The sequence below is a fragment of the Peristeroidobacter soli genome, assembly GCF_004138485.1.
Taxonomy (GTDB): domain Bacteria; phylum Pseudomonadota; class Gammaproteobacteria; order Steroidobacterales; family Steroidobacteraceae; genus Steroidobacter; species Steroidobacter soli.
Genome location: NZ_RYEV01000005.1, coordinates 499,963 through 518,642 on the forward strand (window position 1 = coordinate 499,963; position 18,680 = coordinate 518,642).

Here is an 18,680-nt window from a genome sequence, read left to right on the forward strand (position 1 = left end):
GCTGAGGTGCTCGGCGGAGTGGTCGATGAGGTCGAGACAGCTGACGTCGTCGACGAGGTTGTGTCTCGAGCCGAGCCGGTGGAGATCACCGACGAAGTCGTCGCATCTTCCGACTTCACGACGGCCGAAGTCGTGGAAGAGGAAGTCGTGGACGAGCATTCGCAGCCGGTCGAGACGACGGATGTCGTCATGACCGAGGCAGCGCCAGCGGTCGAAGCAGTTGAAGTCGCTGCGGCCGTCGAGGATGCGCCGGCTGATGAAACGATCGAAGTCGCCGCCGGGCAAGTACCGGCTGAAGAAACGACCAACGTGGTGATCGAGGATGCGCCGGCGCCGGTTACGGCCGATGCGGCCGGGCATGACGAAGCGACCACCGAGCAGACTGCCGACCTGTCCGGGCCTGATCTGTCTAATGCAGGCGACAGCGTGACCGGAGCCTCCGACGAGGCTGACAATACGGACGCGGAACCAACGAGATGAACGAACACGATCTCAAGCACATCATCGAAGCGACGCTGCTGGCGGCGGGCAAGCCGATCACCACGCAGCAGCTGATGGATCTCTTCGAAGAGCGCGAGCGCCCCACGCCCGAATTCTTCACCACCGCCATCGGCATGCTGATCGCCGACTACGAGAACCGTGGCATCGAGCTGGTCGAAGTCGCGAGCGGCTGGCGCATCCAGGTGCGGCCGAAGGCCGCCGAAGTCGTATCGCGTCTGTGGTCGGAACGTCCGGCGAAGTATTCGCGTGCGTTTCTGGAAACATTGGCGCTCATCGCCTATCGCCAGCCCATCACCCGCAGCGAGATCGAAGAGATCCGCGGCGTGTCGATCAGCTCGACCATCATGCGCACGCTCCAAGAGCGCGGCTGGATTCGCACCGTCGGTCACCGCGAAGTCCCGGGCCGTCCGGAACTGCTCGGCACGACGCGTGAGTTCCTGGATTACTTCGGTCTGAAGAGCCTGGATCAGCTGCCGACGCTCGCCGAGCTGAAGGACATCGAGACCATCGGTGTGCAACTCGAGCTGCAGGCCGATCAGCCTCAGCCCATCGAAGGGTCGGCTGAAGGTGAAGTTGCGGCGAGCACCGAAGAGGGCGCGGCGACGACAGAAGAAGCTGCGGCGAGCGGCGAGGCCGCTATCGAGTCCGGTGGTGAAATTGTGGCGAGCGCGGAAGGCGCCGCCGCCGCCGTCGAAGCAGGAGCAGAGGCTGACGCGGAAGCCGGCATCGACGGCGAGACGGTCGCCAAAGCCGACGACAGCGGCCGTGATGCCGACGACGAAGACGCCGAAGACACTGACGCCGACGCCGACGCCGAAGAGGAAGAGGACGAAGACGACGAGGACGAGGACGAGGACGAAGAGGAAGAGGACGAAGAGGAAGAGGACGAAGAGGAAGAGGAAGAGGAAGAGGAAGAAGAAGACGACGACTTCGGCGATGATGACGATGATGACGACGCCGAAGACGAAGACGAAGACGACGACGCCGACTTCGATGACGACGAAGACGATGACGACGACTTCGATGAGGACGACGACGAGAGCGAGGACAAGCTGTCGGCCGACGCTGGTGACAGCGACGAATCGAACGACGCCGACGATGAATTGTCCGCCGACGCCGATGAGGGCGACGACGAGTCCGGTACCTCATCGCCGATGGTCGCATCGGACCACGATGAAGAGCACACTCGCGTCAGCGAGCCACCGAGCGAAGGCTAACCCACCGGCACCGCTGCACCCGCGGTGCCCGAATCATGTCCGAACGTCTGCATAAACTCCTGGCCCAGCACGGCCTCGGCTCGCGTCGCGAGATCGAGAAGTGGATGCTGGAAGGCCGTGTCCGTCTGAACAATCAGCCGGCGCAGCCCGGCGACCGTTACAACGCGGGCGATCGGGTCAGCATCGATGGCAAAGATGTCACATCGCGGCTGAGCGTCTTCGCGGCGCCGAAAGTGATCCTGTATCACAAGCCGCAAGGCCAGCCGATCACGCCCACCGCGGAAGATGAAAGCGGCGAGGTGGCGGGTAAATCCGTCATGGAATCGCTGCCGTCGTTGCGCGGCTCGCGCTGGCTGGTCGTGAACACCATGCAAGCGGGCGACAGCGGATTGTTGTTACTGACGAGCGATGGTCGCCTGGCCGACGCGCTTCGCCGCCGCGCTGAAACGACGCCGGCAGCGTACGTTGCACGCGTGCTCGTGCCGTTTCCCGAATACGACGTCGACTCCATTCCTCGCGTCGTTCAATACGACGACGAGACCATCGAGTTCGAAAACATCGAGCCGGCCGGCGGCGAGGGCACGAATCGATGGTTCCGCGTGGAATCGCATCGTGCGCATCGTCGCGCCGCCGTGCGGGCATTGTTTGAAAGTCGCGGGTTGAAAGTCAGCCGCGTGATTCAAGTGCAGTTCGGCGAGTTCGAGCTGCCGCGAGATCTGCCTCGCGGTAAGCATCGTGAGCTGTCGGACAGCGAGGTCGCTGAGTTGTATGCGAGCGTCGAGCTCACATTGCCGACGCCGCCGCCCAAGCCGGAAGCGCCGGCCCGTCCGCGCCGCCGGCCCGCGCCTGATCGACGCAAGAAGCCGAAGCGGCGCTGACCTCGGAAGTAACAATCGAAAGTAACAATCGTTACTTCGGCTCGTTCATCGACCACAGCACGCCGAACGGGTCTTTCAACTGGCCGTAGCGGGCGCCCCAGAACATATCCTGCAGCGGCAGCACGATCTCCGCGCCGGCATCTACCGCGCGCTGCCACCACTGGTCGATGTTCTTCACCTGCAGCGTCAGGTTGAAACCCTGCGGCTGCTCGCAGGGGTGGCCGTGCTCGGGATAGCCGTCGGCCAGCATCAGCGACGAGCCATTGACGTAAAGATGGATGTGCATGGTGCGGCCCTTGTCATCCACCGGATAACGAAACACTTCCCTGGCGTCGAATGCCTTCACGTAGAAGTCGGACGCCTTGCTGGCGCCATCCACGCACAGATAGGCGACCAGGCCGCCTTTGACTTCGGGATTCGGGTAGGGAGTTTCGCTCTGCGCCGCGCTCATTTTCTGCTCCTGTTGCGAGTGGAACCGGTCGTTCGAGGCAAGGACGCCGCCGCCGACCGGTTCCCGACACAGGCGGGCAAAAAAGTCGGCTACTGGGCGTTGAGGGTCTGGCCCTGGACGCCGCGGCTATCGGGCCCGAGCAAGTAAAGATACGCCGCCACGATGGTGTGAGCTTCGCGCAGCTTGCTGCGATCCTCGGCGGGGTAGGCCTGCAATCGCATGTTCGTCTTCACCGCGCCCGGGTTGATGCTGTTCACGCGCATCGCCGGCTGCTTCTCCAGTTCCTGCGCCAGCATGCTCATCAGACCGTCGCTGGCCCACTTGGACACCAGATACGAGCCCCAGAACGGACGCGGATTGGAGACGACGCCGCTGGAGGTGAACAAGATCACTGGATCGGGCGACTTCTTCAGCAGCGGCAGACAGGTGCGCGTGAGAATGAAGGGCGCATTGACGTTCACGTGCATGGTGCGCAGCCATTTCGCCACGTCGTGATGTTCGATCGGCGCGCGTTCGCCCAGCATCGAGGCGTTGTGCAGCAGGCCGTCGAGTCGGCCGAATTCCTGATCGAGCGCGGTGACCAGCTTCTCGTACTCATCCGGGCCGGCTTTCTCGAAATCCAGCGGCAGAATGGATGGCCGCGGATGGCCGCCCTTCACGATCTCATCGTAAACCGCTTCGAGCTTGCGAACGTTTCGACCATGCAGCACGACCTGCGCGCCGTGGGTCGCGGCCGCAATCGCCACCGCTTTACCGATGCCGTCGCTCGCGCCGGTGATGAGGATGACGCGATCTTTGAGCGCGTCTTTGGAGGGTTGGTAGGTACGCGGGTCAGTCATATTCTTTGCCAGCCATATGCTTCGTCGGACGGGCGGATCAAGCACGACGCGCGGCGCGCCACGCAGTCCACGGTTTTTGCAGCGGGCCGAGCTCGATGCGCTGGGAGGCGACATCGTAGTGGCGGGCCGCGATGTGATCGAGCAATTTGCGGTGCAATGCCGCCAGCACGAACGCAGGACGCAGACTCTCCGTCTGTCGGCCCCGAGGAGGCAGCTCCAGTTCGGCGGCGGCACTGTCACGGATGGAGCTCAATGCGGTCTTGAGCTTCGGATCGACTTCGCGGGCGCGCAGATGATCCGTTTTCAATTCCTGCCGGTCGAGCAGGTCGAGCGGCAAATAAACATTGCCGTCGTACGCATCCTGACGCAGATCCCGAACGATCTCCGCCATGCGAATGCCGACGCCGAGTTTGTTGGCCGCCGCTCGCGTTGTTTCATCGAGCGCGCCCGGTTGGGCGAGCAGGGCAGCGATCAACTCCTGAATCGCGCCACCGCTACGAGAGCAATACGCACGCAGCTCCTGCTGATTCGAGAAGGTCATGCGGGCGAGATCCATGTCCGCCGCCGCCAGCACTTCGTGCAACTTGCTGAAAATGGCACGATCGCCGGACGCGTGTTCGTTGAGCACCCGCGTCGCCGGATGCTGTGGATTGCCGTTGACCAGCCGATCAGTCTCGGCGCGCCACCAGGTCAGCCGCGTATGAGCGACGTCATGACTGGCGCTCTTGGCGGATTCGCGAATTTCGGTGTCGATGACGTAGAGGGCGAGGACGGCGTCGCGCTTGTCTTCGGGCGAGTACAGCAGCGAGAAATAGCGCATCGAGCCCGGTGGGGCCGTGCGATTGACCAGTTCGTTCTCCAGGATCGACATGGCGCTACTTGGACTGCGCTGCCTTGTCGTTGGTCCCGGGCAGCGGCAGCTGGTCTTTCTCCGCCGGCTCGCGCGTCATCTTGTCGATGGGCTCCAGCGTTTCCAGCTCGCGATCCGGGCGCACCCCCAGCTCGGTGAACTTGCGTGCGCCGGGCAGCACCTGGCGTTCGAGCGAACCGACCGCGGCGTTGAAATGATCGACGCTGCTACTCAGGTTGCGGCCCAGCTTGCCCAGATGTGTCGTGAACACCGCCAGACGCTTGTAGAGATCTTCGGCGAGCGTGCGAATGGTCTCGGCATTCTGAGCGAGCGACATCTGCCGCCAGCCATAGGCGACTGCTTTCAGCAGCGCGACGAAGCTCGATGGGGTCGCGATGATCACGTCCTGACGAATCGCGTCTTCCAGCAGGTTCGGTTGCTCGGCGAGCGCGGCGGACAGGAACTGATCGCCCGGGATGAACAGAATCACGAAGTCGGGGCTGCGTTCGAACTGCGCCCAGTAGCTCTTCGCGCCGAGTTGCTTGACGCGCTCGGCGATGGCGTTGGCGTGACGGCGCATCGCCACTGCGCGCGCTTCGTCGGTGGCGGCATCGACGGCTTCGAGATAGGCATCGAGCGGCGTCTTCACGTCCACGACCAGATCGCGGCCGTCGGGCATGTGGACGATCATGTCGGGACGCAGGTTGCCGTCCTCGATGCGTACGTGCACCTGTTCCTTGAAGTCGCAGTGCTCGACCATGCCGGCCAGCTCGGCCAGGCGACGCAGCGTCATTTCGCCCCACTGGCCGCGCACTTCGGGCCGGCGCAGCGCGTTGACCAGCGTGCGGGTTTCCTTTTGCAGCGCTTGCTGGCCGAGCGCGACGGTTTCGAGCGAGGTCTTCAGGCTGCCGAAAGTTTCGGCGCGCTCTTTTTCGATGCGCACGATCTGCTGCTCGGTCTTGCCCAGCGCCTCGCGAATCGGCGCGAGCATGGTCTCGATGGCTTTCTCACGTTCGGTGAGTGCCGAGACCGCGTATTGCTGATGCTGAGTCAGGTGCTCGCGCGCGAGTTGCAGGAACAGCTCGCTGTTGGTACGCAGGGACGAGCCGGCCAGCGTGTCGAACTGCGACTTCATCTTTTCCATCGAACGTTCGAGCGCGGCCTGGCGCTCGCGTTCGAGCTGCTCTTCGCCCTTGACCTGAGCTTTCAGCACCGCGAGCTCGACGTGCAGCCCCTCAGAACGCTGACGCGCACGCAGACTCGCGACGAGCGCGCCGACGAGCGCACCCACCAGCGCGGCCAGAACCATCAACCCAATCGAAGTACCGACCAATTCAGGCATCTCTTTTCAAGTGCATCATGTAGTTCACGCTCACGTCGCCGGTGCGACGGGCGGTGTGTTGGAGCGGGTCATACGCGAGGCCCGCGATGTCCACGACATTGAGACCGGTGCTGCGGGCCCAGCGGCTCATCTCGGAAGGCTTGATGAAGCGCTCATAACTATGAGTGCCACGCGGCAGCAGGTTGAGCACGTACTCCGCGCCGACCACCGCCAATAGATAAGCCTTGAGATTGCGATTCAACGTCGAGACGAAGATGTCACCGCCGGGCTTCACCAGATCGTGCAGAGCGCGCAGCACGCTTTCCGGCTCGGGCACGTGTTCGAGCATTTCCATGCAGGTGACGATGTCGTAGGCGCCCGGCGAATGAGCCGCGTGGGTCTCGGCCGACTCGCGCATGTAACGAATCGTGAGCTGGCTTTCGAGCGCATGCAGCCCGGCGACTTCGATGGTCTGAGGCGCGAGGTCGATGCCCGTGACTCGAGCGCCGCGCTTGGCCATCGCTTCGCTGAGAATGCCGCCGCCGCAGCCCACATCGAGCACGCGCTTGCCCCGCAACGAGGCGCCCTCATCGACGTAGTCGAGCCGCACCGGATTCAAAACGTGCAGCGGACGAAATTCGCCCTTCGGATCCCACCAGCGCTGGGCGATGTCGTCGAAGCGGGCGATTTCGGCCGGGTCGTGATTGGAAGCAGTTGCGTTCATTCTGTCACCTGAGCCGCGATACGAACGCGCCAGAGCTCGGCGCGATTCAACAGAGCCGCGGTGTCGATATGCGTCAGCTGGCGATCGCGCACCAGCGTGCGGCCGGCGACCCAGACATCGCTGACTTGCTCGCGCGACGCGGCATATACAATCTGCGCGGCCGGATCGTAGGTGGGCTGAGTATTGGGCTGGCCCAAGTCGATACAACACACATCGGCCCATTTCCTCGGCAGCAGCGAGCCGATGGACTCGGCCAGGCCGAGCGCGCGTGCACCGTTCAGCGTCGCCGTTTGGAGCCAGTCATGCGCATCGACCGGGGTCGCCGCGGGGAACATGCCATTGGCGATGAGGGCGGCGGTGCGCAGCTCGGCGAGCAGATCGTGATTGCCGACACCGCCGCTGCCCAACGCCACGTTCACCGCACGATCCTTGAATAGGGGCACGGGGCACAGGCCGCTGCCGAGCTTGAGGTTGGATTGCGGGCAATGGACGACACTGGCGCCCGCGGCGGCGACGCGTTCGACGTCGGCGGAATCCAGTTTGACCATGTGAACCGCGGCGAGCAGTGGGGACAGCAGCCCCAGCTGTTCGAGCCGTTCGAGCGACGGCGCGCTGCCTCGGCTCTCGTTGACGTGCATGTAGATGGGTAATTCCAGCTCGTCGGCGAGGCGCCGCAGGCGTTCCAGCGTGTCGTCGCTGAGTGCTGCGGGTTCCACCGGCGCGAGCGCGGTCGTGATCAAAGGATCGTCGCGGTATTCGTCCCGCAATTTGAAGCCTTTATCCAGACACTCGCTGGCCGAACCGGCCCAGACCGACGGCGTGTCCTGTACGGGTAGGCCGACGCAGACACGCATGCGCGCTTCGGCGGCGGTCTGCGCGACCACTTCTGGAAAAAGATGCTGGTCGGCAAAACATGTCGTGCCGCTCGATAGCGCGGCGGCGATCGCAAGCTCGGTACCGTCGCGGACGTATTCAGCATCGACCCAGCGCCGTTGAAGCTGCCGGATGGTGTGCGCCCAATGCTCGAACGAGCTGCTGGCGACTGCTCCGTGCAACAGGCTGCTGGCGGCATGCGTATGCGCGTTCACCAGCCCCGGCAACAGCACGTGCGCCGGCCGGTCGAGCTCTTCCTGCGCGGAAAAACGCTGTTTCGCCTCGGCCGTGGGCAACACCGCCAGGATGCGGCCCTGGTGAATCGCCAGCGAATGTGCTTCCAGCACCACGCCCGCCGGTTCGATCGGAATGATCCAGCGGGCCGAGAGCAGCGTGTCGATAGGTTCCATGGGCGCCGGAGTATAGCTGTGAGAAGTACCACCGGACGCCCTGTTTTGGACGCGCGATGTGATAAGATTCGCCACTTCCTTCGACGAGTTCCGCATGGCCGAAATCGCGCGCGAAATCCTGCACGTCAACCTCGAAGACGAGATGCGCCAGTCGTATCTCGACTATGCGATGAGCGTCATCGTCGGGCGCGCTCTGCCCGACGTGCGCGACGGCTTGAAGCCGGTCCATCGTCGCATCCTGTTCGCGATGCATGAGAGCAATAACGTCTATTCCCGCCCGTATGTGAAGTGCGCGCGCGTGGTCGGTGACGTGCTCGGCAAATATCACCCGCACGGCGACACGTCGGCTTACGACGCGCTGGTGCGCATGGCGCAGAACTTCTCGATGCGCTACCAGCTGGTCGACGGCCAGGGCAACTTCGGCTCGGTGGACGGCGATCCGCCGGCGGCCTATCGCTACACCGAGTGCCGCATGACGCAGCTTGCGAGCGAGCTGCTCGCCGATATCGACCGCGAGACCGTCGATTTCGTCGACAACTACGACGGCAAGGAAAAAGAGCCGGTCGTGCTGCCGACGCGCGTGCCGAACCTGCTGATCAACGGCTCGGCCGGTATCGCGGTCGGCATGGCCACCAACATTCCGCCGCACAACCTGGGCGAAGTGGTCACGGCCTGTATCGCCCTCATCGACGATCCGAGCATCACCATCGCGACCTTGATGCAGATCATTCCGGGCCCGGACTTTCCGACCGCCGGCATCATCAACGGCGCCGCCGAGATCGCCTCGGCCTATCTGACCGGCCGTGGCCGCGTATACGTGCGCGCCAAGACCGACATCGAGGAAGACGACAAGGGTCGTCAGGCCATCATCATCACCGAGCTGCCGTATCAGGTGAACAAGGCGCGGCTGCTCGAGCGGATCGCCGAGCTGGTGCGCGAAAAAGTGGTCGAGGGCATCGCCTCCGATGGCTTGCGCGACGAGTCCGACAAGGACGGCATGCGCGTGGTCATCGAGCTCAAGCGCGGTGAAGTCGCGGATGTGGTGCTGAACAAACTGTTCAAGCACACGCCGATGGAAACGGTGTTCGGCATGAACATGGTGGCCTTGCAGGACGGCCAGCCGAAGCTGTTCAACCTGAAGGAGATGCTCGAAGCGTTCGTGCGGCACCGGCGCGAAGTGGTCACCCGCCGCACCGTGTTCGACCTGCGCAAGGCTCGCGAGCGCGCCCACATTCTGGAAGGCCAGGCGGTCGCGCTGGCCAACATCGATGAAGTCATTGCCTTGATCAAGGCGTCGCCGACGCCGCCTGAAGCCAAGGTCGCGTTGATGAGCCGCATCTGGACGTCGGGCGCGGTGCCGGCGATGTTGGAGCGGGCCGGCGACATCGTCTCCCGGCCGGACGGCTTGTCCATCGAGTTCGGTCTGGTCGAAGGCGGCTATCGCTTGTCCGACGTCCAGGCGCAAGCCATCCTGGACATGCGCCTGAACCGGCTGACCGGTCTGGAGCAGGACAAGATCATCGCCGAGTTCCAGGAACTGCTGACGCAGATCGCCGACCTGAGCGACATCCTGGCGCGTCCCGAGCGCCTGTTGCAGGTGATTCGTACCGAGCTGGAAGAGGTCAAGGCCAAGTACGCCGATCCGCGTCGCACCCAGATCAATTTCGATCATTCGGATCTGACCATCGAAGATCTGATCGAACAGCAGGACGTGGTGGTCACGCTGTCGCATGGCGGCTATGCGAAGTCGCAGCCGGTCACCGATTATCAGGCGCAGCGTCGCGGCGGTCGCGGCAAGTCCGCCACCGCGATGAAGGACGAAGACTTCGTCGACAAGCTGTTCGTCGCCAATACTCACGACACGCTGTTGTGCTTCTCCAGCACCGGCAAGCTGTATTGGCTCAAGGTGTATCAGCTGCCGCAGGCCAGCCGGGGCTCGCGCGGAAAGCCAATTGTGAATCTGTTGCCGCTGCAGGAAGGCGAGCGCATCAACGCGGTGCTGCCCATCCACGAATTCGAAGAAAACAAATTCGTGTTCATGGTCACGGCGGCGGGCACGGTGAAGAAGACGTCGCTCGAAGCATTCTCGCGGCCGCGCCAGGCCGGCATCATCGCCATCGAGCTGGAGCAGGGCGACCGGCTGGTCGGTGTCGACATCACCGACGGCACCAAGCAGATCATTCTGTGCTCGAGCGGCGGCAAGGCCATTCGCTTCGATGAGAACGACGTGCGTCCGATGGGGCGCACGGCAGCCGGCGTGCGAGGCATTCGCTTGCCGGAACCGACACCAGCGGCTGAAGGCGCGGAGCTGCCGGCCACCGCCGCCGAAGAGGTCATCTCGCTGATCATCGTCGATGAGCAGGGCATGGTGCTCACCGCGTCCGAAAATGGCTACGGCAAGCGGACCGCGATCGAGGACTTCCCGATCCATGGTCGCGGCGGTCAGGGCGTGATCGCGTTGCAAATCAGCGAGCGAAATGGTCGGATGGTCGGCGCGCTGCTGGTGAAGCCGGAAGACGAGATCATGCTGATCAGCTCGGGCGGCACGTTGGTGCGCACGCAGGTCAACGAAATCTCGGTGCAAGGTCGCAACACTCAGGGCGTGCGCCTGATCCGGGTCGACGAAGGCGATCGTCTGGTCGGTCTGGAGCGCATCGTCAGCGAAGGTGCTGGCGAAGCCGGCGCGGAAGGCGCCGAGGGTGAGGGCGGCGAAGGCGATGCCGGTGGCGACGATGGCGGCGGCGCTGCTCCGGATTCTGCCTGACCAGTCATTAGTCAGTAGTCATTGGTTACTTCGGGTCTTATGCGCGTCTATAACTTCAGTCCCGGTCCGGCGGTGTTGCCACAGGAAGTACTCGAGCAGGCGCGCGAGGAAATGCTCGACTGGCATGGCACCGGCATGTCGGTCATGGAAATGAGCCATCGGGGCAAGGCGTTCATTGCCATCGCGGAACAGGCGGAAGCCGATCTGCGCGAGCTGCTGTCGATCCCGAAGAACTACAAGGTGCTGTTCCTGCAGGGCGGCGCCTTCGGCCAGTTCGCCGGCGTGCCGATGAATCTCAGCAAGCCCGGCGACACGGTCGACTATGTGAACACCGGCGCCTGGTCCAAGAAAGCGATCAGCGAGGCAAAAGCCTACGCCAAGGTGAATGTGGCTGCCGATGCCGGCGAGCCGTACACCTCGATTCCGTTGTTGTCGAATTGGCAGGTGAGCGAGAACGCCGCCTATCTGCACTACACGCCGAACGAAACTATCGGTGGCGTGGAGTTTCATTTCGTCCCCGAGCTGAAGAGCGGCACGCCCCTGGTCGTCGACATGTCCTCGACCTTGCTGTCGCGGCCCATCGATGTTTCCAAGTTCGGGCTGATCTACGGTGGTGCACAGAAGAACGTCGGCCCCGCCGGCCTCACGCTGGTGATAGTGCGAGAAGACCTGCTCGGTCACGCCCGTCCGGGCACGCCGTCGTTCATGGATTACGGCGCCATGGCGAAGGAAGGCTCGATGCTGAACACGCCGCCGACCTACGCCTGGTATCTGGCGGGTCTGGTGTTCCAGTGGTTGAAGCGCCAGGGCGGCCTGAAGGCCATGGGCGAGATCAACCGGCGCAAGGCGGAGCTGCTGTACTCGGCCATCGATACCTCGTCGTTCTATAAGAATCCGGTGGCGCACGATGCGCGCTCCTGGATGAATGTGCCCTTCACGCTGGCGCGGCCGGAGCTGGACAAGACGTTCACCAGCGAGGCGAAGGACGCCGGGCTGGTGACATTGGAAGGCCATCGCTCGGTCGGTGGCATGCGCGCCAGCATCTACAACGCCATGCCGCTGGCGGGCGTGGAAGCGCTCGTGAGCTTCATGAAGGAGTTCGAGCGCAAGCACGCAGGATGAAGTGACTGGTGACTGCTGACCAATGACTGGTCAGAGCGTCGAGGGGAACGATGTGGCTTATCGAATCCTGATGCTGAACAATATTTCCGTTCGCGGCCTGGAGCGGCTGCCACGGGAGAGATATGAGATTGCGTCGGCGTTGAGCAATCCCGACGCCGTGCTGGTTCGCTCGGCGGACATGCACTCGATCGAGCTTCCCGCCAGCGTCATTGCCGTCGGCCGCGCCGGGGCGGGCACCAACAATATTCCTGTGTCGCGCCTGTCCGCGCGCGGCATTCCAGTCTTCAACGCGCCGGGCGCCAATGCGAACGCCGTGAAAGAACTGGTCATCGCCGGTTTATTTCTTGCGGCCCGCAATATCTGCCAGGCCTGGGACTACGCACGCAATCTCAAAGGCTCGGATGAAGAGCTGGAGGTCGCGGTCGAGCAGGGCAAGAAGAAATACGTCGGCTACGAGCTGCCCAGTCGCACGCTCGGTGTCATCGGCCTCGGTGCGGTTGGCGTCGAGGTTGCGAACGCGGCTCATCTGCTTGGCATGCGAGTGCTCGGTTTCGATCCGCAAATCACCGTGCAACGCGCGTGGCAATTGTCGTCGGGCGTGCAGCAGGCGTTGTCGCTGGACGATCTGTTCTCACGTTGCGACATGGTCACGGTGCATGTTCCCTTGATCGAAGCGACTCGCGGCTTCGTGAACGCCGCGCGCATCCGGCTGCTCAGAGACAACGGCGTCGTGCTCAACTTTTCACGCGCCGGCATCGTCGATGAGAAGGCGGTGGTGGAAGCGCTCGACAGCGGCAAGCTCGGCGCCTACATCTGTGACTTCCCGACCAACGGCGTGAAGCATCATCCGAAGATCGTGGCGCTGCCGCATCTGGGCGCGTCCACCGGCGAGGCCGAGGAGAACTGCGCCATCATGGTCGCGGACACGCTCAAGGACTTCCTCGAGAACGGCAACATCCGTCACTCGGTCAATTTTCCCGAGGCGGTGCTGCCCCGGACCGCGAGCTCGACCCGGCTGTCGATCTCCAACGAGAACGTGCCGAACATGGTCGGACAGATCTCCACCGCCCTGGCCCACGCCCGACTCAACATCGCCGATCTGCTCAACAAATCCCGCGGCGAGCTGGCCTATACGTTGATCGATGTGGACGGTCAGGTGCCCGCCGGGGTGCTGGACCAGCTGCGCAAGATCGAGGGCGTATTGAACGTGCGTGCGTTGTGACCGTCGAGGCTGGCAGAATGACGGGCTGAAAACCCGTTCAGCCTCGAGCACGACTGTCTCACAATGAAGCGCACTCCCAAGGCCGGCTCTCGCAAGGCCGTCTCCAAAAAAGCGGCAGCCAGAAAGGCTCCGGCGTCGGTACCGGCCGAGCTGAGCTCGATCCGCCAGCAGATCGATGCGATCGATCAGCACATCCACGAGTTGCTGAACGAGCGCGCCCGCTTTGCCCAGCAGGTGGGCGAGTCCAAGCGCGGTGAGGGCATGAGCACGGCGGACTTTTACAAGCCCGAGCGCGAAGCGCAGGTGCTGCGCAATGCCATCGAGCGAAACAAAGGCCCGCTGCGCAACGACGAGATCGTGCGGCTGTTCCGCGAGATCATGTCCGCCTGTCTGGCCCAGCAGGAGCCGCTGAAGATCGCGTTCCTCGGTCCGGAGGGCACGTTCTCCCAACAGGCGGTGCTGAAACATTTCGGCCATTCGGTGCGGGCGCTGCCGCTGCCGGCGATCAGCGAAGTATTCGAGGAAGTGCAGGCCGGTCATGCCGACTTCGGCGTGGTGCCCATCGAGAATTCCACCGAGGGGACGGTCAATCACACGCTGGACATGTTTCTGAATTCGCCGCTGAAGATCTGCGGCGAGATCGAGCTGCGCATTCGTCAGCATCTGATGGGCCGCATGAAAGGGCTGCAGAAAATCTCGCGTGTCTGCTCACATCCGCAGTCGCTGGCGCAGTGTCGGCAATGGCTGGATGAGCATCTTCCAAACATCGAGCGCGTGCCGGTCAGTAGCAATGCCGAGGCAGCCCGCCGGGCCCGCGATGAGGACGGCACGGCGGCGATTGCCGGCGAGGCGGCGGCGGAGGTTTACAACCTCGGCGTGCTCGTTCCGGAAATCGAGGACACGGCCGATAACACCACGCGCTTCCTGGTCGTCGGTCGCAAGCTGTTCAGCGCCAGCGGCCAGGACAAAACCACCTTGCTAGTCTCGGCCGGCGACACGCAGTCGCCCGGCGCGCTGCATCGGTTGCTGGGGCCGCTGGCGGACAACGACATCACCATGACCCGCATCGAATCCCGGCCGTCGCGCAAACGTAAATGGGATTATGTGTTCTTCATCGACGTGATCGGCCATGCCGAGCAGCCGCCGCTGTCCACGGCGCTGGATGAGCTGCGCAAAGCGTCCACTCTGTTTCGAGTGCTGGGCTCGTACCCGGCCGCGGTGCTGTAAGGCCGGAATGAGGGTAGACTGGGCGCCCTGAGGCTCGGCGCCGCCGAGCCGGTGACCCCGTAAAACTAGATGTCGCATTACATAGTCGAGCCCGTTTCTGGCGTTTCCGGCGCGGTCCGCGTGCCCGGCGATAAGTCCGTTTCACACCGTTCGCTCATGCTCGGCAGCATCGCCGATGGCGTGACCGAGGTGTCCGGCTTTCTGGAAAGCGAAGATTGCCTGTCGACCATGAAAGCGATGCGCGCGCTCGGCGTGAAAATCGAGCAGATCGGCCCGCAGGCCGTGCGCGTTCATGGGGTCGGCATGCGCGGCTTGAAGCCGGCGAATCATGCGCTCGACATGGGCAACTCCGGCACGGCGATGCGCCTGATGACCGGTCTGTTGTCCGGCCAGTCCTTCAACAGCGAGCTGATCGGCGATTCCTCGCTGATGAAGCGTCCGATGGAACGCGCCGCGAAGCCGCTGCGCGAAATGGGTGCGCAGATCGCGACGCTCGACGGTAAACCGCCGGTGAAAATCACGGGCGGCGCGACGTTGAAAGGCATTCGTTATGAATTGCCCGTGGCGAGTGCCCAGGTGAAATCCGCGGTGCTGCTCGCCGGTTTGTATGCAAACACGCCGACGACGGTCATCGAGCCTGCGATCACGCGCGATCATACCGAGCGCATGTTGCTGAGCTTTGGCTGCCAGGTCGACGCCGCGCACGGAGAAGTGTCGCTGACGCCGCCCACGCAACTGAAAGCGTGCACGCTGGAAGTGCCGGGAGATTTTTCTTCCGCAGCCTTCTTCATGGTCGCAGGCTCGATCAATCCCAGGAAGGACGCCGTGCTGACCATCACCGGCGTCGGCATCAATCCGACGCGCACCGGCCTGCTGGATATCCTGGCGCTGATGGGGGCGGACCTGCGCGTAGTGAATCATCGCTCCGCGGGCGCCGAGCCAGTCGCCGACATCGAAGTGCGTCCGGCGCAATTGCAAGGCATTCATGTGCCCGAACATCTGGTGCCCCTGGCGATCGATGAATTCCCAGTGCTGTTCGTCGCCGCGTCCTGCGCGCAGGGCGAGACCATCGTCACCGGTGCCGAGGAGCTGCGCGTGAAGGAAAGCGACCGCATTGCTGTCATGGCCGAGGGCCTGAAGGCGATGGGCGTGACCTGTGAAGTGCTGTCCGACGGCATTCGCATTCAGGGTCGTCCGGAAGGCAAGGTGTTCTCCGGCGGCACCGTCGACAGTCATGGCGATCACCGGATCGCTATGTCGTTCTCGGTGGCCAGCTTGCGCGCCGCCGCTCCGATCAAGATTCTGGATGTGGCCAATGTCGCCACCTCGTTCCCGGACTTCCCCGGCACCGCCGCCTCGGCGGGGCTGAACGTCACCGTGCATGGCTGATCCCACTCCGATCCTGACCATCGACGGCCCGAGCGGCTCGGGTAAAGGCACGATCGCGCGGCGGGTCGCCGACCAGTTGGGGTGGCACCTGCTGGACAGTGGGGCGCTGTATCGGCTGGTGGCGCTCGCCGGGTTGCGCAAAGGCCTGGCTCAGGACGACCAGAGCGGTCACCAACGGGTCGCCGAGCAGCTGGATGTCAGATTCGGCCTGGCTTCGGATGGGGGCGAGCAGATCTGGCTGGAGGGCGAGGAGGTCAGCCGGGCCATCCGGACCGAGCAGACCGGCGAGGGCGCCTCCCAGGTGGGGGCGATGCCGGGCGTCCGTGCGGCCTTATTAGAGCGTCAGCGTGCATTTGCACAGGCTCCCGGGCTGGTGGCCGACGGGCGCGACATGGGTACCGTGGTTTTTCCGTCCGCCCGCCTCAAGATATACCTGACGGCCAGCGCCGAAGAGCGCGCGCGCAGGCGTTATAACCAGTTGAAAGACAAGGGCCTCGATGCTAACCTCGCCGCCCTTTCGCTGGACATCGCCGAGCGTGACCGACGCGACGCAAGCCGCCCGATCGCCCCGCTAAAGCCCGCGGATGACGCGCAGATCGTGGACTCCACCTCGATGACGATTGACGCCGTCCTGGCCAGAGTTCTGGAACTGGCCGCCGCGCGCTTCGGGCTCTGATTCCCAGCTGAAAGCGTTTGTTTCGATTTCTTGGCGCTGCGCCGGATGCGCGGCTTGATGCAACAACCCCTCGTCGGACCGGATGCCGGCAGGACAAACACGCGGGCCCACGTGGCCCTGGAAATACTCATGACCGAAAGTTTTGCGTCGATGTTCGAAGAGAGTCTGGCATCCCAACGGATCAAGCCAGGCGCCATCCTCACCGGCCGAGTGGTCGAAGTCGGGCCCGACGTGGTGCTCGTCAACGCCGGCCTGAAGAGTGAGGCCGTCATCCCGGTCGAGCAGTTCAAGAACGACCGCGGCGAAATCGAAGTCCAAGTCGGCGATGACGTCGAAGTCGCACTCGACAGCGTCGAAGACGGCAATGGCGAAACGCGTCTGTCGCGCGAAAAAGCCAAGCGCGCCCGCACCTGGTCGCGTCTCGAACAGGCGTTCGAGAAGCAGGAGATCGTCAAGGGCATCATCAATGGCCGCGTCAAGGGCGGCTTCACCGTCGAAATCGACTTCGTCCGCGCGTTCCTGCCGGGCTCGCTGGTCGATGTGCGTCCGGTGCGCGATCCCTCGTATCTCGAAGGCAAGACCCTCGAATTCAAAGTCATCAAGCTGGACCAGAAGCGCAACAACGTGGTCGTGTCGCGTCGTGCGGTGGTCGAGCAGGAATACAGCGCCGAGCGTTCGGAGCTGCTGGAGAAGCTGCAGGAAGGCGCGGTCGTCAAGGGCACGGTCAAGAACCTCACCGACTACGGTGCGTTCGTGGACCTGGGCGGCATCGACGGCCTGTTGCACATCACGGACATGGCGTGGAAGCGCGTCAAGCATCCCTCGGAAGTGGTCACCGTCGGCGACGAGATCGACGTGCGCATCCTGAAGTTCGACCGCGAGCGTCAGCGCGTCAGCCTCGGCATCAAGCAGCTGGGCAACGATCCGTGGCAGGCCATCGGCCGCCGCTACCCGACCGGCACGCGTCTGTTCGGTAAGGTCACCAACATCGCCGATTACGGCTGCTTCGTGGAAATCGAAGAAGGCGTCGAAGGCCTGGTGCACGTGTCCGAAATGGACTGGACCAACAAGAACGTGAATCCCTCCAAGGTCGTGCACATCGGCCAGGAAGTGGAAGTCATGGTGCTGGACATCGACGAGGAGCGTCGTCGTATCTCTCTGGGCATCAAGCAGTGCCAGAGCAATCCGTGGAAGGACTTCGGCGACAACTTCAACCGCGGCGACAAGGTCAGCGGTCAGATCAAGTCGATCACGGACTTTGGCATCTTTATTGGCCTTTCCGGCGGCATCGACGGTCTGGTGCACCTGTCCGATATCTCCTGGGACATCCCGGGCGAAGAGGCGGTGCGCAACTACCAGAAGGGTCAGCAGGTCGAAGCCATGGTGCTGTCGATCGATCCGGAGCGCGAACGCATTTCGCTGGGCATCAAGCAGCTGGCGAAGGACCCGTTCTCGGCCTGGATCGCCGATCATCCGAAGGGCAGCATCGTCAAGGGCAAGGTCCGCGAAGTCGACGCCAAGGGCGCGATCATCGACCTCGGCGGCGGCGTGGACGGCCACCTGCGTGCGTCCGAGCTGTCGCGTGACCGCGTGGAAGATGCGCGTACCGTGCTGAAGGTCGATCAGGAAGTGGAAGCCCGCTTCACCAACGTCGATCGCAAGAGCCGCACCATCGCTCTGTCGATCAAGGCGAAGGAGATTCACGAGGAAGCCGAAGTGGTATCCAACTACCGCACCAGCGAGACCTCGGCCGGCACCAGCCTGGGCGACCTGCTGAAGGAGCACATCGGCGGCAACCAGGACAATTGATTTTGTCCTCCGCGACAGTCAGCGGCACGGCGGTGGGGCATCCCACCGCCGTGTATGTCGCCTCAGGTTCTGTGGAAGAACAACAACGGGCCCGAGCATGACCAAATCGGAACTCATCGAGCTCATTGCAGCCAAGCAGAAACATCTGCCAGCCAAGGATGTGGAGCTGGCGGTGAAGCAGGTGCTGGAGATCATGAGCGATGCCCTCGCGCAGGGCGGTCGTATCGAGATCCGCGGCTTCGGCAGCTTTTCATTGCATTTCCGTCCGCCTCGCCAGGGTCGCAATCCCAAGACCGGCGAGACCGTGGCGCTATCCGGCAAGTACGTGCCGCACTTCAAGCCCGGCAAGGACCTGCGCGAGCGCGTGAACGACGGCGCCGACAGTCCGATCCGCGACTAATTTTTGT

The 18,680-nt window shown here is 63.4% G+C and carries 16 protein-coding genes; 10 read left to right on the forward strand and 6 right to left on the reverse strand.

Features of this window, described 5'->3' with window-relative positions; translation table 11 throughout:
- Nucleotides 1–476: 476 nt before the first annotated feature.
- On the forward strand, nt 477–1,718 hold the full coding sequence (gene scpB / locus EKO19_RS23750) for an SMC-Scp complex subunit ScpB (protein WP_129779215.1): 1,242 nt from the start codon (nt 477–479) through the stop codon (nt 1,716–1,718).
- Nucleotides 1,719–1,753: 35 nt separating this feature from the next.
- Nucleotides 1,754–2,596: a S4 domain-containing protein gene (locus tag EKO19_RS23755; protein ID WP_129779217.1), complete on the forward strand. Its 843-nt coding sequence runs from the start codon at nt 1,754–1,756 to the stop codon at nt 2,594–2,596.
- Nucleotides 2,597–2,627: 31 nt separating this feature from the next.
- Here the strand turns inward: EKO19_RS23755 and EKO19_RS23760 are convergent, their stop codons facing one another.
- The 6 genes from EKO19_RS23760 to EKO19_RS23785 all read right to left on the reverse strand — a co-directional run bounded on the left by EKO19_RS23760 (nt 2,628) and on the right by EKO19_RS23785 (nt 8,064).
- On the reverse strand, nt 2,628–3,047 hold the full coding sequence (locus tag EKO19_RS23760) for a VOC family protein (protein WP_129779219.1): 420 nt from the start codon (nt 3,045–3,047) through the stop codon (nt 2,628–2,630).
- Between the two features lie 89 nt (nt 3,048–3,136).
- Complete coding sequence (locus EKO19_RS23765) at nt 3,137–3,886, reverse strand: YciK family oxidoreductase (RefSeq protein WP_129779221.1); 750 nt, start codon at nt 3,884–3,886, stop codon at nt 3,137–3,139.
- Between the two features lie 37 nt (nt 3,887–3,923).
- Nucleotides 3,924–4,757 (reverse strand): squalene/phytoene synthase family protein, encoded by an 834-nt coding sequence (locus EKO19_RS23770; RefSeq protein WP_129779223.1) that lies wholly within the window; start codon nt 4,755–4,757, stop codon nt 3,924–3,926.
- A gap of 4 nt (nt 4,758–4,761) precedes the next feature.
- A complete protein-coding gene (rmuC, locus tag EKO19_RS23775) occupies nt 4,762–6,078 on the reverse strand; it encodes a DNA recombination protein RmuC (RefSeq protein WP_217705543.1) in 1,317 nt (438 codons plus the stop codon).
- Nucleotides 6,071–6,781, reverse strand: coding sequence for a bifunctional 2-polyprenyl-6-hydroxyphenol methylase/3-demethylubiquinol 3-O-methyltransferase UbiG (gene ubiG, locus EKO19_RS23780; protein WP_129779225.1), 711 nt, complete (start codon nt 6,779–6,781; stop codon nt 6,071–6,073). Before ubiG ends, rmuC begins: the two co-directional genes overlap by 8 nt.
- Nucleotides 6,778–8,064: an amidohydrolase family protein gene (locus tag EKO19_RS23785; protein WP_129779227.1), complete on the reverse strand. Its 1,287-nt coding sequence runs from the start codon at nt 8,062–8,064 to the stop codon at nt 6,778–6,780. The genes ubiG and EKO19_RS23785 overlap by 4 nt, the downstream gene beginning before the upstream one ends.
- A gap of 94 nt (nt 8,065–8,158) precedes the next feature.
- Between EKO19_RS23785 and gyrA the strand changes: the two genes are divergently transcribed.
- The 8 genes from gyrA to EKO19_RS23825 all read left to right on the forward strand — a co-directional run bounded on the left by gyrA (nt 8,159) and on the right by EKO19_RS23825 (nt 18,673).
- Nucleotides 8,159–10,828, forward strand: a complete 2,670-nt coding sequence (gene gyrA, locus EKO19_RS23790; RefSeq protein WP_129779229.1) for a DNA gyrase subunit A — start codon at nt 8,159–8,161, stop codon at nt 10,826–10,828.
- Between the two features lie 39 nt (nt 10,829–10,867).
- The gene (gene serC / locus EKO19_RS23795; protein ID WP_129779231.1) at nt 10,868–11,950 is read left to right on the forward strand and encodes a 3-phosphoserine/phosphohydroxythreonine transaminase; all 1,083 of its coding nucleotides are present in this window, start codon (nt 10,868–10,870) and stop codon (nt 11,948–11,950) included.
- A 22-nt stretch (nt 11,951–11,972) separates the two neighbouring features.
- Complete coding sequence (locus tag EKO19_RS23800; RefSeq protein WP_129779233.1) at nt 11,973–13,172, forward strand: phosphoglycerate dehydrogenase; 1,200 nt, start codon at nt 11,973–11,975, stop codon at nt 13,170–13,172.
- Between the two features lie 63 nt (nt 13,173–13,235).
- On the forward strand, nt 13,236–14,399 hold the full coding sequence (gene pheA, locus EKO19_RS23805) for a prephenate dehydratase (protein WP_129779235.1): 1,164 nt from the start codon (nt 13,236–13,238) through the stop codon (nt 14,397–14,399).
- Between the two features lie 69 nt (nt 14,400–14,468).
- On the forward strand, nt 14,469–15,788 hold the full coding sequence (gene aroA / locus EKO19_RS23810; RefSeq protein WP_129779237.1) for a 3-phosphoshikimate 1-carboxyvinyltransferase: 1,320 nt from the start codon (nt 14,469–14,471) through the stop codon (nt 15,786–15,788).
- On the forward strand, nt 15,781–16,464 hold the full coding sequence (cmk, locus tag EKO19_RS23815; protein WP_129779239.1) for a (d)CMP kinase: 684 nt from the start codon (nt 15,781–15,783) through the stop codon (nt 16,462–16,464). The genes aroA and cmk overlap by 8 nt, the downstream gene beginning before the upstream one ends.
- 129 nt (nt 16,465–16,593) lie before the next feature.
- Complete coding sequence (gene rpsA / locus EKO19_RS23820) at nt 16,594–18,273, forward strand: 30S ribosomal protein S1 (protein ID WP_129779241.1); 1,680 nt, start codon at nt 16,594–16,596, stop codon at nt 18,271–18,273.
- A complete protein-coding gene (locus tag EKO19_RS23825) occupies nt 18,269–18,673 on the forward strand; it encodes an integration host factor subunit beta (RefSeq protein ID WP_281281112.1) in 405 nt (134 codons plus the stop codon). The genes rpsA and EKO19_RS23825 overlap by 5 nt, the downstream gene beginning before the upstream one ends.
- Nucleotides 18,674–18,680: the final 7 nt, after the last annotated feature.